Origin of the sequence: Pantoea sp. ANP04 (assembly GCF_041982285.1) — a bacterium.
GTDB lineage: Bacteria > Pseudomonadota > Gammaproteobacteria > Enterobacterales > Enterobacteriaceae > Pantoea > Pantoea eucalypti.
Map to the genome: position 1 here is coordinate 322,075 of NZ_JAUTYS010000003.1, position 17,216 is coordinate 339,290.

Annotated in this window: 8 protein-coding genes; all 8 read right to left on the reverse strand. The window is 60.1% G+C overall.

Annotation, left to right across the window (positions count from 1 at the left end):
- Nucleotides 1–18 precede the first annotated feature (18 nt).
- Nucleotides 19–1,209: a lysophospholipid transporter LplT gene (lplT, locus tag Q7C21_RS06325; protein WP_008925441.1), complete on the reverse strand. Its 1,191-nt coding sequence runs from the start codon at nucleotides 1,207–1,209 to the stop codon at nucleotides 19–21.
- Nucleotides 1,206–3,356, reverse strand: a complete 2,151-nt coding sequence (gene aas, locus Q7C21_RS06330) for a bifunctional acyl-ACP--phospholipid O-acyltransferase/long-chain-fatty-acid--ACP ligase (protein WP_008925440.1) — start codon at nucleotides 3,354–3,356, stop codon at nucleotides 1,206–1,208. The genes lplT and aas overlap by 4 nt, the downstream gene beginning before the upstream one ends.
- Before the next feature lie 89 nt (nucleotides 3,357–3,445).
- Nucleotides 3,446–4,831 carry an efflux transporter outer membrane subunit gene (locus tag Q7C21_RS06335; protein WP_003851021.1) on the reverse strand — a complete coding sequence of 462 codons (1,386 nt, stop codon included), beginning with the start codon at nucleotides 4,829–4,831 and terminating at the stop codon, nucleotides 3,446–3,448.
- A gap of 3 nt (nucleotides 4,832–4,834) precedes the next feature.
- Nucleotides 4,835–7,936, reverse strand: a complete 3,102-nt coding sequence (locus tag Q7C21_RS06340) for an efflux RND transporter permease subunit (protein WP_003851023.1) — start codon at nucleotides 7,934–7,936, stop codon at nucleotides 4,835–4,837.
- A complete protein-coding gene (locus Q7C21_RS06345; protein ID WP_375150527.1) occupies nucleotides 7,933–11,154 on the reverse strand; it encodes an efflux RND transporter permease subunit in 3,222 nt (1,073 codons plus the stop codon). Before Q7C21_RS06345 ends, Q7C21_RS06340 begins: the two co-directional genes overlap by 4 nt.
- Nucleotides 11,151–12,359: an MdtA/MuxA family multidrug efflux RND transporter periplasmic adaptor subunit gene (locus Q7C21_RS06350; protein WP_008925436.1), complete on the reverse strand. Its 1,209-nt coding sequence runs from the start codon at nucleotides 12,357–12,359 to the stop codon at nucleotides 11,151–11,153. The genes Q7C21_RS06345 and Q7C21_RS06350 overlap by 4 nt, the downstream gene beginning before the upstream one ends.
- Before the next feature lie 426 nt (nucleotides 12,360–12,785).
- A complete protein-coding gene (locus Q7C21_RS06355; protein ID WP_039658924.1) occupies nucleotides 12,786–14,525 on the reverse strand; it encodes a penicillin-binding transpeptidase domain-containing protein in 1,740 nt (579 codons plus the stop codon).
- 277 nt (nucleotides 14,526–14,802) lie between these two features.
- Nucleotides 14,803–17,076: a molybdopterin guanine dinucleotide-containing S/N-oxide reductase gene (locus Q7C21_RS06360; RefSeq protein ID WP_039658925.1), complete on the reverse strand. Its 2,274-nt coding sequence runs from the start codon at nucleotides 17,074–17,076 to the stop codon at nucleotides 14,803–14,805.
- Nucleotides 17,077–17,216: the final 140 nt, after the last annotated feature.

The following is a 17,216-nucleotide window of genomic DNA, read 5'->3' on the forward strand; positions in this document are numbered from 1 at the left end:
AGAGCGGCGGTGAATCACTTAACGCTTAGCAGGTCGCCACAGCCACAACACGGCGATCGCCAGCGCAAACAGCACGCCAAAGCCGACGCCCGTCGCTACCGCAGGCGCGCCCGCCTTAATCGCCAGTGTATAGAGCCCCAGCATAATCAGCATGGCGCTGTTCTCACCCAGGTTCTGTACCGCAATGGCATTGCCTGAACCGACACTCTCTTTGCCCCGCGCCTGTAACAGCGCATTCAGCGGCACCACAAAGAAACCGCCCAGTGCACCAATCAGCATCAGCACTAAATAAGCATTCAGCAGAGAGTGCTGCAGCGCAAAGACCACCACCATGACACCAATCAGCACACCAGCCGGCATACAGCGACGCACGGTCTCCAGCGTCACCAGCTTCGCCGCCGCCGCTGCGCCAATCACAATGCCAATTGCCACCATGGCATTCAGCGTGGTTGGCGTGGTGTTGTCATTGATCCCCAGCGCCACCGGCACCCAGAGCACCAGCAGGAAACGCAGCGTAACGCCTGCGCCCCAGAACAGACTGGTGCCGAGCAGCGAGAAGCGGGTTTCTGCATCACGCCATAGCAGCGCGGCAGCACTGAAAAAGCTGCGTACCATCACGCCGAACTGCCAGCTCTGACCAGGCCGCGCCGCCTGCAGTTTCGGGATAAACAGGTTCGCGACCACAGCGATGCCGTAGGTCAGCGCACAGATGCCCAGCGCCGCCAGAATATGCCAGTCAGCCAGCATGCCGCCCGCCACCGAACCCAGCAGAATGGCGGCGATGGTCGATGCCTCCATCAGCCCGTTGGCTTTCACCAGCTTCTCGCCGTGGGTGATCTCACCGAGGATGCCATATTTGGCCGGCGAGTAAGCCGCTGCGCCCGCGCCTACCAGGGTATAGCCGATGAAAGGATTGAAGCCGAAGCAGATCACCAGCGCGCCCAGCAGCTTCAGGCTATTAGCGAGCATCATCACCCGCCCTTTCGCCATGCTGTCCGCCACCTGACCGACAAACGGCGCCAGCAGAATATAGGCCGCGACAAACAGCATCTGTAAGACCGGCTGGCTCCAGTCGGGATAGAACTGACTTTTCAGTACCGCCAGCGTGGCAAACAGTAGCGCGTTATCGCCAAACGCCGAAAAGAACTGGGCGATAATCACGGCAATCATGCTGCGCGACATCAGCGGCGCATTACGATCAAGGCTCATGCCTGCTCCTCTTCCGCCATTTTTTTCAGCGTGACGTAATCGGGTTTACCACTGCCCAGCTGCGGCAACTGCTTCATGACGCGGATATCACGCGGCAGTGCCAGCTCTGGCGCACCCAGCTCGCGGGCTGCTTTCTGCAGCCTGTCGCGCACCAGTTCAGCGTCCGTGGTGAACAGCACCAGTGCCTCGCCGCGCTGTCCATCCGGACGCAGCGACGCCGCATGTTGTTTCTCCGGCGACGCCTTCAGCGCGATCTGCTCGACGATCTCCAGCGACACCATCTCACCCGCGATCTTCGCAAAGCGTTTGGCACGTCCCTGAATCTGGCAGAAACCGCCTTCATCGAAGCTGACGATATCACCGGTGTCATACCAGCCCGCTTCAAGATTACCTTCGCCATCGTCGGCGGCCGGGGCTTCCAGCACGCCAGGATTTTCGACCCGCAGATAGCCCTTCATCACGTTTGGTCCACGCAGTTGCAGGCGTCCGCCCTGCTCAATGCCCGGCACTGACATCAGGCGTGAATCCATGCCCGGCAGAATGCGTCCCACAGTGTGTGTCTTCGCTGCCATCGGCACATTAATCGCCACAACCGGCGCGCACTCGGTGACGCCGTAGCCTTCGAGAATGCGAATGCCATACTTCTCGATATAGAGCTGACGGGTGTTCTCCTGCAGCTTCTCCGCACCCGCAACGACATAGCGCAGACGGGCAAAATCATAGGGCGCGGCAAAGCGCGCGTAGTTACCCAGGAAGGTTGAGGTGCCGAACAGCACGGTGCAGTTACGGTCATAAACCAGCTCCGGCACGATGCGATAGTGCAGAGGGCTGGGATAGAGGAAGACCTGAGCACCGGTCATCAGCGGCGTAAACAGCCCGACGGTCAGACCAAACGCATGGAACAGCGGCAGCGCCGACATAAAGCGGTCGCGCGGCGTGAAGTCGGCGATGGTGCGGATCTGCTCGACGTTCGCCAGCAGACTTTTATGGGAATGCACCACGCCTTTAGGGTTGCCTTCAGAGCCGGAGGTAAACAGCACCATCGCGGCATCTTCCGGCTGTTGAGGTAACTGGGCGCGATGCGGCATCAGCAGATGGGCAAGGATCCACAGCTTGTCTTTGCCCGTGACGGTATCTTTCAGATCTTCCAGGTAGATCCACTGCACATCGTCCAGCCCCTGCGGCAGATGCCACAGATTGCCTTTGTCCAGGAACTGCCGCGACGTGAAGACGGTTTTAATCTGCGCCGCGGTCAGTGCTGCACGCATGCCGTTAACGCCCGCGCTATAGTTGAGCATGGCCGGAACGCGCCCGCGCAGTGTGGCACCGAAAATCGCCGCCGCCGTCACGGTGGTATTAGGCAGCAGGAGCCCCACCACTTCACGCGGCTGGCTGTAACGCTCCAGAATACGGCCTACGCCCAGCGACTTCTTCAGCAGGCCGTTATAGCTGTCGGGTTTGAAATTCACATCTTCGATGCAGCGCTTAAACGCGCCGTAACGCGTCCGCGCCGCCAGAAACGCCTCAAACAGGGTTTCACGCGGACGCACTGCCATGCGCGCTTCCATCATCACATGATGCAGATGCTCACCGGCCAGCACGCGGCGATCGCGCGCCCGTTTCGCCTCTGGCATCGGAATGCGGGTGGCGGGCAGAACGGTGAGAGTGATGCGCGGGAACAGGCGACGTTTAAACACGCCCGCCAGACGACCAAACGGCGTGTATTCAGCGCCTTCAATGCGCATTGGCACGACGTTAGCGCCGGAACGCGCCGCGACAAAGCCTGCCCCGCTGTAGATTTTCATCAGCGAGCCGGTAACAGTAATTCGTCCTTCCGGGAAGATGACCACCGGACGGCCCGTATCAATCAGCCGAACCAGCTGCTTCAGCGCCATGGGCCGGGTGGGATCCAGCGGCACAAAGTCGATAAAGGGTTTAACCAGACGCATAAACCAGCTTTCGCTGATGGTCGAGTAGACGGCAAACACCGGTTTAACAGGCAAAAATAGCGCCAGCAACATGCCGTCCAGAAACGACATATGGTTCGGTGTGATCAATACCTTCTGCTTATGCAGTTCGGCGACGTCGCCCCGCAGTTCGACCCGCCATAACAGGCGAAATATCAGGCGTAAAAATGTGAAAGCCATGCCAGCTCCTTAGCATCGTGAAAAATAGCCCTCACGATGCAGGATTTGACGCGGTTCGACAACCGAATTATCGGCAATCTGATACTGCTTCAGGGGGCCTGCCAGCCACCGCCCAGCGCGGCAATCAGCGCGACGCTGCTGACCCACTGCGTGGTCGCAAGCGTCAGCAAACTCTGCTGTGCGCTCAGGCTGCTGTTCTCAGTGGTCGCCACATCCAGGTAGTCAATCATGCCCGCCTCATACTGCAGGCGTGTCACCCGCGCCGAAGTCTGGGCCGCGTCGGTGGCGCGCTGCTGCGCGGCGATTTCGCCCTGCAGCGTGTTCAACTCCACCAGCTTATCTTCCACCTCCTGCATCGCGGTCAGCACCGTCTGACGATAGGTGGCCACGCTGGCATCCCAGCTTGCCCGCGCCTGATCGACCTTCGCCGAGGTCGCACCCGCGTCGAGCAATGTACCGCTTAGCGCCGGTCCCAGTGACCAGACGCGGTCCGGCAGCGAGAAGAGCGAATGCAGCACGGAGGCGCTGACACCACCACTCGCGCTCAGAGTCAGGTCAGGATAGTAACCGGCTACCGCCACACCGATGGCGGCATTGGCGGCGGCCATATTACGTTCGGCGTACGCGATATCGGGACGGCGCTGTAACAGCTCGCCCGGCAGGGCTGCCGGAATCGCGGGTAATGTGGCCGTCAGTGGCGCAGCGGGCAGACTGAAGTCGGCCGGAGCTTTGCCGATCAGCAGTGCAATGGCGTGCTCCATCTGCGCACGCTGCCACTGATAATCCTGCGCCGAGGCGCTGGCGCTCTCCCGTTGCAGCTGCGCCTGGGCCAGCGTGGCACGCGACGCGGTGCCCGCCTGATACTGGCTGGTGATCACGTTCAGATAGTGCTGATAAGCATCAACGCTCTGCTGATAGAGCGCGATTTTCTGATCCATGATGCGCAGCTGGAAATAGTCCTGCGCCAGCTCAGACTGGGCACTCAGCGTGATGTTGGCCAGTTCTGCCGCGCTGGCCGAAGCACTGGCGCGGTTCTCCTCCAGCGTGCGCCGCAGTTTACCCCACAGATCCAGCTCCCAGCTGGCACTCAATTCCGCCTGATGGCTGCTGCTGGTGGTGCGAACGCTGCTGTTGGTGGCATGGCTGCCGCTGCGCGTTACGCTGCCGTCATAGTCCAGCGAGGGAAACAGCGCTGCACGTGACTCAGCCGCCAGAGCCTGCGCCTGCCGGTACTGCGCGGCATAGGTTGCTACGTTCTGATTTGACACGCTGACCTGGCTCAACAGCCCGCTCAGCGTGGCGTCATGGTAAACCGTCCACCACTCGCCTTTGCTTTGCGCATCCAGCGGTGTCGCCGGCTGCCAGCCTCGGGCCTCTTTATAGTGAACCGGCATCGCTACAGACGGGCGCTGATAGTCAGGACCCACGCTACAGCCGCACAGCAGCATCACAACAAACGGGATGAGAGGTTTCATGGATCAGGATTCCGCAGGGCGCAAACGACGCCATTGACGTTGAGTGGCACGGCCCAGACGATCGAGCCAAAGATAAACAACCGGCGTGGTGAACAGTGTCAGCAGCTGGCTAAGCGCCAGCCCACCTGCAATCGCTATCCCCAGCGGACTGCGCAGGTCGGCATCACCGCCGCTGCCCAGCGCCAGCGGCAAGGCGCCAAAAAAGGCGGCCAGTGTGGTCATCATGATTGGCCGGAAGCGCATCAGGCACGCCTGGGTGATCGCCTGCTGCGGCGACATGCCCAACCGCCGCTCCGCATCAATGGCGAAATCAATCATCATGATGGCGTTCTTTTTCACGATGCCGATCAACAGGATGATGCCAATCAGCGCGATCACCGTGAGCTGCGTGTTGGTCAGCAGCAGCAGTAGCATCGCTCCGACGCCCGCTGACGGCAGCGTCGAGAGAATGGTCAGCGGATGGATATAGCTCTCATAGAGCACGCCGAGCACGATGTAGACCGCCGCCAGCGCCGCCAGAATCAGCCACGGCATGGTGCCGGTCAGCTGTGAAAAGGCCGCGGCGGTACCGGCAAAACCGGCATGAATGGTCGAGGGCAGGCCCAGCTTCGCCATCGCCTGTTTAATCAGTAACTGCGCCTGCTCCAGCGAAACGCCATCATTGAGGTTAAATGCCACCGTGCTGGTGGCAGACTGGCCCTGATGCGCCACCGACAGCGGCGCGTTGCCACCGCTGAAGCGGACAAAGGCGGAGAGCGGCACGCGATCACCGCTGTCGTTAATCACATAGAGTTGCTGTAGCGTCGCCGGATTCGCGGTGTCGCTGTCCTGCAGCGACATCACCACGTGATACTGATTCAGAGTGTGATAGAGCGTGGCGATCTGCCGCTGGCTGAAGGCATTATTCAGCAGTGTATCCAGCATTTTCACGTTGACGCCCAGTCGGGTGGCGCGGTCGCGGTCAATCGTCAGCTCCACCTCCTGACCGCCCGTCTGCGAGTCGGAATCTACGCTGTTAAGCTGGGGAATGGCTGCCAGCGCCGCCTGCACTTTCGGCGTCCAGACCCGCAGCAGCGCAAGATCGTCCGCCTGCAGGCTGTATTGATACGTCGCGTTAGCGCTACGTCCGCCAATGTGCAGATCCTGCGCCGCCATCAGGAACATCTGCGCCCCGGCGATATGGCTGGTTTTGCGCGTCAGTCGGTTAGCCACTTCAGTAGCCGTGGCATCGCGCTGGCTAAAATCCTTGAGCCGCACAAAGAAGTTGGCGCTGTTGCGGGAGCCAAACATCCCGCTGCCCATAGACGACATCACACTCTCGACCGCCGGATCTTTCTGAATGATCTTTGTAAACATCAGCATTTTCGGCTTCATCGCCTGGAATGAGATGTTCTGATCGGCACGCAGCGCGCCCATCAGCAGCCCGGTGTCCTGATTGGGGAAAAAGCCCTTTTGCACCACGGTAAAGAGAAAAACGTTCAGCAGCACGGTCAGCAGCAGGCTGAGCAGCGTCAGCTTCTGATGGCGCATCACCCAGGCCAGCCCGCGTCCGTAGGCAGCCAGCAGGCGGTTCAGCTGATTTTCAATAAACTGATAAAGCGGATGTGGTCGCTGGCTGACGGGCGGTTTGGGATTCAGCAGGCGTGCGCAGAGCATCGGTGTCAGGCTGAGTGAGACGAACAGCGAGATCAGCAGCGACACGGTGAGCGTTACGGCGAATTCGCGGAACAGCCGTCCAACAATGCTGCCCATCAGCAGGATCGGGATAAACACCGCAATCAGCGACACGGTCATCGACAGCACGGTGAAGCTCACCTCCTGCGCCCCGCGCAGCGCCGCCCGCAGCGGACTCAGCCCACGCTCAATATGGCGAGTGATATTCTCCAGCACCACAATCGCATCATCCACCACGAAGCCAGTGGAGACGATCAGCGCCATCAGCGACAGGTTATCCAGGCTGTAACCCAGCAGGTACATCACCGCGCAGGTGCCGATCAGCGACACCGGCAGCGCCAGCGCCGGAATGATCACCGCCTGCAGATTGCGCAGGAAAATAAACACCACCGCAATCACCAGCAGCACCGCGATCAGCAGCGTCTCTTCGGTGTCATACAGTGAGGCGCGCACGCCGGGCGAACGGTCAACCACCACTTTCAGCTGGCTGTCAGCGGGCAGACTTTTTTCCAGCAGCGGCAATTGCGCTTTGATCGCGTCGATGGTTTCGAGCATGTTCGCGCCCGCCTGACGTTTAATGCCGATCATCACCGCAGGCGTGGCATTGAGGAATCCCGCCTGATAACGATCTTCCACCGAGTCATAGACTGTGGCGACGTCGCGCAGCCGCACCGCCTTGCCCTGCTGCCAGGTGATGATCAGATCGCGGTAGCTGGCGGCCTTCTCCAGCTGGCCGTTGCTGTCCACCAGCCACGACTGGTCACTGCTCTGCAAAATTCCTTTGGGCAGATTGGTGGTGCTGTTGGCGACAGCGGCGCGCACCGTCTCCAGCGAGATGCCGTAATGCGTCAGCTTCAGCGGCTGCAGATCGATGCGCACCGCGGGTAAGGCGCTGCCCATCAGCGAGACTTCGCCGACGCCCTGCACCTGCCCCATCACCTGTTCGATTTTGCTCTCTGCCAGGTCATAAAGCTCACCGGGCGAGCGGGTGGCGGAGGTCAGCGCCAGCATGACAATTGGCGCATCTGACGGGTTGGCTTTGCGATAAGTGGGCAGCGAGGCCATCGCGCTCGGCAGCAGGCTGCGCGCCGCGTTGATCGCCGCCTGTACGTCGCGTGCCGCGCCATTGATATCGCGGTCCAGATCAAACTGCAGGATGACCGTGCTGGAGCCCTGCGAACTGCTGGAGGTCATCTCACTAATACCGGCAATCTGCCCCAGCGAACGCTCCAGCGGCGTCGCGACGGTGGCGGCCATCGTTTCCGGGCTGGCCCCCGCCAGGCTGGCGCTGACCATGATGGTCGGGAAATCGACCTGCGGCAGCGGTGCCACCGGCAGCAGCCGGTAGCCCAGCGCGCCGAGCAACAGTATCGCCAGCGTCAGCAACAGCGTCGCCACCGGACGAAAGATAAACAGCCGGGTCAGATTCATTGTCCACTCCGCGCCTGCTGCTGACGGCGTTTCACCCAGGCGTTGCCGCGCTGCGCCAGCCCATCAAACAGCAGGTAGATCACCGGCGTGGAAAAGAGCGTCAGCACCTGACTGACAATCAGCCCGCCGACAATCACCAGCCCCAGCGGCTGCCGCAGCTCTGCGCCCGAGCCGGAAGCCAGCATCAGCGGTAACGCGCCGAGCAACGCCGCCATGGTCGTCATCAGGATCGGGCGGAAGCGCAGCAGACAGGCCTGATGAATCGCGTCACGCGGGCTGAGATGCTGCTTATGTTCTGCCTCCAGCGCGAAGTCGATCATCATGATGGCGTTCTTTTTCACGATGCCGATGAGCAGGATGACCCCAATCAGCGCAATCAGGCTGAACTCCGTGCCTGCCAGCAACAGCGTCAGCAGCGCGCCCACCGCCGCCGACGGCAGCGTTGAGAGAATGGTGACCGGATGGATAAAGCTCTCGTAGAGGATGCCGAGTACCACATACATAGTGATCAGCGCCGCCAGAATCAGCCACAGCGTGTTGCTGGTGGCACTCTGGAACACCGAGGTTTCGCCCTGGTAACGCAGCGTGGTGCTCTCTGGCAGGTGCAACTGCTGCCGCACGTCGGCGATCGCCCGCTGCCCATCCTCCAGCGAGTAGCCCGGATTAAGGTTGAAGGAGATCATCACCGCCGGAAACTGATTCAGCCGCATGTGCATCAGCGAGCCGGTGCGCTGATGAATAGTGGCGATAGCGGTAAGTTTCACCATGCCGCTGCTGGCCGTGTCGCTATCAGAAGCTGAGCTGGACGTCGACGTTGATGAAGACGTTGATGTTGATGACGAAGCCGTGGATGAAGCCGTGCTGGTGGTTGATGACGAGCTGCTGCCGGAAGAGGGCTGCAGATAAACATCATCAAACGACGCCGGACCCTGCTGGTAAGCCGGAGCGACTTCCAGCACCACCCGATACTGATTCGACTGGGTGAAAATAGTCGAGACCAGACGCTGACCAAAAGCGTTATAGAGCGCGGTGTCCACGTCCGACGCAGTAATGCCAAAGCGCGCCGCTTTATCGCGGTTCAGCTCAACGTATGAGACGCGCCCCTGATCCTGCAGGTTACTTACCACGCCATTAAATTCGGGCCGCTGCTGCAACGCCGCCACCATTTTTGACGACCCGCTGACCAGATTCTCACTGTCGGCGTCGTCCAGGGTGAACTGATACTGACTCGGCGAGACCTGGTCGTTGACGGTGAGATCCTGCGCCGGTTGCAGATAGAGCCGGATGCCCGGCACATCGGCGGTCGCCTGTTGCAGTTGTTTAATCACCTCATCCGCTTTCACATCACGCGAGCCAAATGGCTTAAGGTTGATCTGTAACCGTCCGCTGTTGAGGCTGGTGTTGGTGCCGTCGATGCCAATCGTCGATGAGACGCTTTCCACCGCCGGGTTTTTCAGAATCAGAGCCGACAATGCCTGCTGCCGCGTGGCCATCGCTTTAAATGAGACATCCTGTGAGGCGACAGTAATGCCCTGAATCAGCCCGGTATCCTGGGTCGGAAAGAAGCCCTTCGGCACCATCATATAGAGCAGCGCGGTCAGCCCGAAGGTCGCCAGCGCCACCAGCAGCGTCAGTTTCTGATGGTTAAGTACCACGGTCAGCAGCCGGTCATAGCCGCGCACCAGCGCATCGAAAAGTTCGCCGCCCTTGCGGGAAAAAGTTGACTGCTGTTCGGGCGGAATGTGGCGCAGCAGATACGCACACAGCATTGGCGTCAGAGTCAGCGACACCAGCATCGACACCAGAATCGCCACCGCCAGCGTGATCGCGAACTCCCGAAACAGTCGCCCGACCACATCACCCATAAACAGCAGCGGGATCAGTACGGCAATCAGTGAAAAGGTGAGCGAGATGATGGTGAAGCCAATCTGCTGTGAGCCCTTCAGCGCAGCCTCCATCGGCGACTCGCCCTGCTCCAGCCGCCGGGAAATGTTCTCGACCACCACGATGGCGTCATCAATAACAAAACCGGTGGCGATAGTCAGCGCCATCAGCGACAGGTTATTCAGGCTGAAGCCTGCCAGATACATCACACCAAAGGTGCCGATCAGCGACAGCGGCACCGCCACGCTGGGGATCAGCGTAGCGGCCACGTTGCGCAGGAACAGGAAGGTCACCATCACCACCAGCGCAATCGACAGCATCAGCTCAAACTGCACATCACTGATCGAGGCGCGGATGGTCTGAGTGCGGTCGGAGAGAATCGTCATCTTCACCCCGTCCGGCAGCGCCGCCTGCAGCGCGGGGAGCTGCGCCTTGATGTTGTCCACCACCTGAATTACGTTTGCGCCCGGCTGGCGCTGCACGCTAATCACAATCGCCGGCTGGTTGTTGGCCCACGCTGACTGGAAGTTGTTCTCCGGGCCCTGTTCAATATGGGCGATATCTTTCAGGCGCAGCGCCGCGCCATTTTCATAGGTGAGAATCAGGTTGCCGTACGCGTCGGCGGTGCGCAGCTGGTCGTTGGCATCGATGGTGACCGAATGATATTTCCCGTCAAAGCCGCCTTTGGAGCCATTAACGTTGCTGTTGCCAATCAGCGTATTCACCGCCTCCAGCGTCAGATGATGCGCCGCCAGCGCCTGAGGATTCATCTGCACCCGAATCGCGGGCTGATGTCCGCCCGCCAGCGTCACCATCCCGACACCGGAGATCTGCGACAGCTTCAGTGCTACCCGGGTATTGACCAGATCCTGCACCTCGGTCAGCGGCAGCGTGTTAGAGCTCGCCGCCAGCGTCACCACTGCACTGTCCGCCGGGTTAACCTTTTTATAGGTCGGCGGATTGGGCAGATTGTCGGGCAGCAGGTTATTCGCCGCATTGATCGCTGCCTGCACCTCCTGCTCGGCGACATCCAGCGAGAGATCGAGGCTGAACTTCAGGGTAATGATCGACGCGCCGCTGGCGCTGGTGGAGCTCATCTGGCTCAGCCCGGCCATCTGCCCTAACTGGCGCTCCAGCGGCGACGTGACTGACGACGCCATGACATCCGGACTGGCGCCCGGATAGAGCGTGGTGACCTGAATGGTCGGATAGTCGACCTGCGGCAGCGCCGAGGTCGACAGAAATTTATAGGCAAAAATACCGGAGATCAGCACGCCGACCATCAGCAGAATGGTGGCGACCGGACGCAGGATAAACAGGCGAGACGGGTTCATTTCGACACGGCACCGGCAGCAGGTGTCTCATCGGCCAGCGTGACTTTGCTGCCGCTGGTGAGGCGATCGATCCCTTCCGTCACCAGCCGATCGCCTGGCGAAACGCCGCTGAGGATCGCCTGCTGATCGTCGCCGAACGTGGGGCCGGTGGTGACCGCTTTGCGCGTGACGGTGTGATCCTGATTGATCACAAAGACAAAGCTGCCGTCGCTGCTGAGCTGCAGCGCCTGCGCCGGGATCACCGTCGCGCCTTTCAGCACCCGGAGCTGCAGCCGCAGATTGACAAACTGGTTAGCAAACAGCGACTCATCCTGGTTGGCGAACACCGCCTTCAGCGCCACGGTACCGGTGGCGGTGTCGATCTGGTTGCTGATGAACTTTACTTCGCCGCTGGCGAGCTGATGCTGGTTGTCCTGATCAAACAGCGTGGCGGGCAGGCTCTGGCCCTGATGCAGCACGCTGACCAGCGCCGGGATATCACTTTGCGGCACGCTAAAAGTCACGGCGGCGGGCTGCATCTGGGTGATCGTCACCAGGCCCGTGCTGCTGGCGCTCTGAACCATGTTGCCGGGGTCGATCTGACGCAAACCGACGCGCCCGCTGATCGGGGCGGTGATGCGGGCATATTCAATGCTCAGCTTCGCACTGGCGATCTGCGCCTGATCGGCGGCGACCGCACCGCGATACTGCCCGACGGTGGCAATCTGGCTGTCCAGATCCTGACGCGCCAGCGCGTCCTGTGCCGCCAGTTTGCGGTAGCGCGCCAGCGTCAGTTCGGCGCTGTTCAGCAGCGCCTGATTTTCGCTGAGTTCGCCCTGATACTGGTTCAGCGTCGCCTGATAGCTGCGCGGATCGATCTGCGCCAGCAACTGCCCGGCACTGACCTTCTGCCCTTCGGTAAAGAAAACCTGCTCCAGCTGGCCGTCAACGCGGCTGGTCACCGTCACGCTGGCGTTGGGGATCACCGTGCCGAGCGCATTGAGCCACACCGGCACATCCGCCGTGCTGGCCATACCGCTGTGAACCAGCGTCGCCCCGCCGCCCATCATGCCATGTGCGCCATGCCTGCCCGGCGGCATCCCCTCACCCGGCCCATGACCCGCCGTCAGCAGACGCCAGATAACGCCCGCGACAATCGCAACCACCAGCAACAGGAGCAGCCATTTGAGCCCAAAAGTACGCCCGGGGCGAGAAAGGTGAGTCATCGTCAAACTCTTCAGGTAAGCAGAAAAAGAAATCCCGGAACATACGGAATGCGGCAGTGTGAACCGGCTGAGGCGAGCAAAAAAACGCCAGGATTCACGGCGGCCATTATCGGTGAAAGCCGACGCGCCTTTCTATTGGCAAACTGTCAGGGTTTCGTTAAGAACGATGATGATTTAACGGCGGTTATACAGCGGGGAAGAGAGCGTCCGGCGAGCAGGCAAAAAAAACCCACGCATCTGCGTGGGTTGGTGTAATAACAGGAATCTCACTGCCGAAGCGGTGTTGTTTTCACACCCATCAATACCTCTGGGACTGCTATCCTCGCACTGATTGACCGCGCGGGGACAGCGAGAAAACGCAACCGAATTCGGGGAAGTGCAACGAGGTGTGAATATCTTTCACGTCTCGCTTACACTCTGATTCCACTAAGATTTATCCGAAGTATTGGTCGCCGGTTTCGTGTAAATGGCATCTGGCGCAATGTTCATGTGTTTCAGCACCGGCCCCATAATATTACCGAACACCGGTGCGGCAACCGAGCCACCGAAGTGATCGCCTGCCGTTGGATGGTTGATCATCACCACCAGCGCCACTTCAGGATGGCTGGCTGGCGCAATACCGGCGGTGTAGTTGACGTAGCCGCCATCATACTTGCCGCTGGTGCCCATTTTTTCCGCCGTACCGGTTTTGGTCGCCAGACGATATCCCGGCACCGCGGCTTTCAGCCCGGTTCCGCCCGGCAGGACGTCACTCTCCAGCATATGCACCACCTCTTTTACCGTTTCCGGGTTGGCAACCTGCCGCCCCATGACCGGTGGCGTAACGCGGGTGATCGACAGCGGACGGTAAACGCCATAAGAGCCGAGCGTGGCGTATTCACGGGCAATCTGCAGCGGCGTGACACGCAGGCCGTAGCCAAAGGAGAAAGTGGCTCGCTCGATATCGGCCCAGCGGGCGCGGTGCAGCGGGAAGTAGCCGACGCTTTCGCCGGTCAGCCCTAATCCGGTGGGTTTACCCAGGCCAAACGCCTGATAGGTATTCACCAGCGCTTCCGCAGGCATCGCCAGCGCGAGGTGTGATACGCCAATGTCACTCGATTTTTGCAGAATGCCCGTCATGGTCAGGCGCGGCCAGTGACCGACGTCGCGGATCAGGTGGCCGTTCACGCTATAAGGCGTGGTATCGATGACGGAATCCGGGCGCACCAGGTGGCGCTCCAGCGCCTCCATGACCACTAACGGCTTAACAGTCGATCCCGGCTCATAACTGTCATTGATGGCCGAGTTACGCATCTGCGCCGGAGTCGCCCCTTCGTAGTTATTAGGGTTGAACGACGGATAGGAGGCCATCGCCAGAATCTCGCCGGTGTCAATTTTCACCAGCACGGCGGCGCCTGAATCCGCCTTGTTGATCAGCACGCCGTCACGCAGTTTGCTGTAAAGCGTGTACTGGTCATATTTGTCGATGCTGAGCTGCACCGTTGGCGGCTGAGTCGGCGGCTGATAGTTGATCATGGCGATGATATTGCCCGCCGCATCCTGACGATAGACCTCTTTGCCAGGCTCGCCCTGCAACACTTTATCAAAGCCTTTTTCCAGGCCATTAAGACCCACGTTATCCGCTCCCACAATGCCGAGCAGCGGCGCAGAGGCCTCGCTCATCGGATAGAAACGGCTGTCGTCGTAGACTTCGCTGATGCCTTTCAGCTTCAGTTCTTTAATATCTTTCGCGATGCCCAGTTCAACTTTACGGCCCAGATAGAGGAAGCGACGTTTCGGGTTAGCAGTGATCTGCGCCGCCAGCTCTTCAGGACGGGTGTTAAGCGCCGCCGCAAGATAGGCCCATTTAGCGCTGGTGAAATCGGGGTTACTCTCAAGCACTCGCTGCGGATCGGCAATGACATCGCGCGATGGCACGCTAAGCGCCAGCGCTTCACCGTTACGATCCAGCAGGGTACCGCGGCTGGTCGGCAGCGTGACGGTACGTAGCGATCGCTGATCGGCTTCGTGCTCCAGCATCGGCTGATTCAGGAACTGCAGGTCCGCGACGCGCGCCAGCAGCACCACCAGACAGGTCGTGACACCCAGGCAGATCAGCCGAAAACGAAAAGGGTTAAATGGCGCTTTTATCTGGTCTTTTCCCAGTAGTTTTTTAATCCGGGGCATGGCATTCCGCTGCGCAAAATAAGAGAAAGAGGCTGGTGCCAGCAGTTATAAAGAAAGCGCTGGCTGTATAACAGGAAAACTGTGTATCAGTTCGTTATCGGCCGCAGATTTTGGGCAAAAAAAACCTGCGCATCTGCGCAGGTTGGTGTAATCAAGAAAATCTATTGATGTTCACCCATCAATACCTCTGGGACCCTGAATGTAGCAAGAGGGATTAATCGGCTGCTATCTCTCAAACGCAACAGTTACCCGCAAAATGTAACCAGCCATGAGATCCTTACGCTATTGTGCAATCCTGATGTTTTTTGATTTCCACCAGGCAACTCATGGCGTTTGGTCCCTGCGTCAGCGACGAGGTTCCGATATCGAGCGTCAGCACATTGGGGTTACCCGCGCGATCGTGCGGCTGCCACGCCTTGCCAAAACCAGGATCAAACCAGGCACCGGTAGAGATAATGACCACGCCCTGCGTCACGCCCTCGGTGATCCGCACGCCCGCCAGCATCACGCCGCGTGCGTTGCTCACCTCAATCTCGTCGCCCTCCACCAGACCGCGCGCTGCTGCATCCTGTGGATGCATGTAGAGCGTTTCGTGTCCGGCAGTTTTATTGCCCTGCACCGTTTCGGTGGCATCCAGCTGGCTGTGTAACCGGTCCGAAGGCTGAATTGAGATCATGTGCAGCGGATAGTCGTGGCTGACCGGCGAGCCGAGCCACTCCTGCGGTTCACGCCACTCCGGATGACCGGCAAAATCGTCAAGCTGGTAGTCCGCAATGGTCTGGCTGAAAAGCTCGATTTTGCCGCTGGCGGTTTTAATCGGGTTCGCCTGCGCATCGGCGCGGAACGCCTCCATAAACTGATAGGGCTTGCCGCCTTCCGGAATTTCCACAAAGCCGCGCTGCCAGAACGCATCAAATTCGGGGAAATCGATGCCTTTGCGCTGATGCGCGGTCGCACACTGCTGATAAAGATGGGCGATCCACTGCATCTCATTGCGCCCTTCGGTGAAGGTGTCGCGATAGCCGAGGCGCTCGGCCAGGTCCGCAAAAATATCGAAGTCGTTGCGCGCCTGGTGCTGCGGTTTGATCGCCTGATGCATCGCCAGCACAAAGCGATCGCGTGAGGAGCCACCGATATCATTGCGCTCCAGCGTGGTGGTGGCAGGCAGCACGATATCCGCCATCTGCGCAGCAGGCGTCCAGACGATATCCTGCACGACCACCGTATCGGGCCGTTGCCAGCCTTCCACCAGCCGGTTCAGCTGCTGGTGATGATGGAACGGATTGCCGCCCGCCCAGTGCACCATGTGAATGTCAGGATAGTGCAGCGTTTCGCCCTGGAAGCGGTACGGCTGGCCGGGATTGAGCAGCATGTCGCTGATGCGCGCCACCGGAATCGACAGCCCGGACGGATTGGGGCCGGTGCTCATCATCGGGGCTGGCCCCTCCTGACGCGGGTTGCCAACGCTGTTCATTGAACCGTGACCAAAGGAGAAACCTGCGCCCGGCAGGCCTGGCTGGCCGAGCATCGACGACAGCGCAATCATCATCCAGTAAGGCTGTTCGCCGCGATGGGCGCGCTGAACGGAATAGGAGCAGGTCATAAAGCTGCGCTTGCCGGTCAGCTGCTGCGCCAGCTGCACAATTCTATCCGCTGGAATGCCGGTGATACGACTGGCCCAGCCAGCGGTTTTCGCCACGCCGTCGGTTTCACCCAGCAGATAGGCTCGCAACTGCGGCCAGCCGGTGCAGTGGCTGGCGAGAAACGCTTCGTCAACCGCGCCGCGCTGGGTGATTTCATAGCCCAGCGCCAGCATCAGCGCCACGTCGGTATTGGGGCGAATCGGGATCCACTCGGCGTTAACGAATTCCGGGCAGTCATCGCGCATCGGGCTGATGTTGATTACCGGCGTCCCTTTGGCCGCCAGCTGCATCAGCGCCGGTTTCAGGCTGTGCTGCCCTGCGCCACCCGAGGCAACCTGGGCGTTTTTCAGCGCCAGCCCACCAAAAGCGACAAAAATTTCGGCGTGTTCCACCACCTGCGGCCATTCGGTGACGCGCCCGGTCAGCGGCATATACGTGCCGATTACATAGGGCAGGAAGAACTGCGCGGCACCCCAGCTGTAGTTGCCCTGCTGATCGACGCCACCGCCACCCTGAAAGTAGAAACGACGAACCAGGGTGCGGGCGTGATTAACGCGTCCAGCCGATGACCAGCCGTAGGAGCCGTTGAAAATGCCCGATGCACCGTAACGCTCGCGCACGCGGCGATTCTCCTCCGCCACCAGGTCCAGCGCGGTTTCCCAGTCGACGGCGACAAAATCTTCCCGGCCACGCAGCGTGCGATCGCTCTTTTCGCGTGACTTTAGCCACGACCGACGCACCATCGGCTGGCGAATGCGTTTGTCGGAGTAGACCAGTTCAGGAATGGTGTGGATCATCGGTGACGGATCGGCATCGGCGAAGAAGGGTTCGCAGCCAATCAGGCGATCGTTTTCAGTGACGGCGGTAAAGGCGCCCCAGTGAGCCAGATGTGGCACTTTGGTTTTCATCGTTGTTTTTCACGGTAGCCAGGTGGGAGATTGAGCATAACACGGGGCGGCGGCTGAGCAGAAGATGTGCCTGAGTGCCCGATTTCGCCCCTTTTTGCGACGACGCTGACATTCTGTCGGGTTGATGTGTCCGCCCTTTT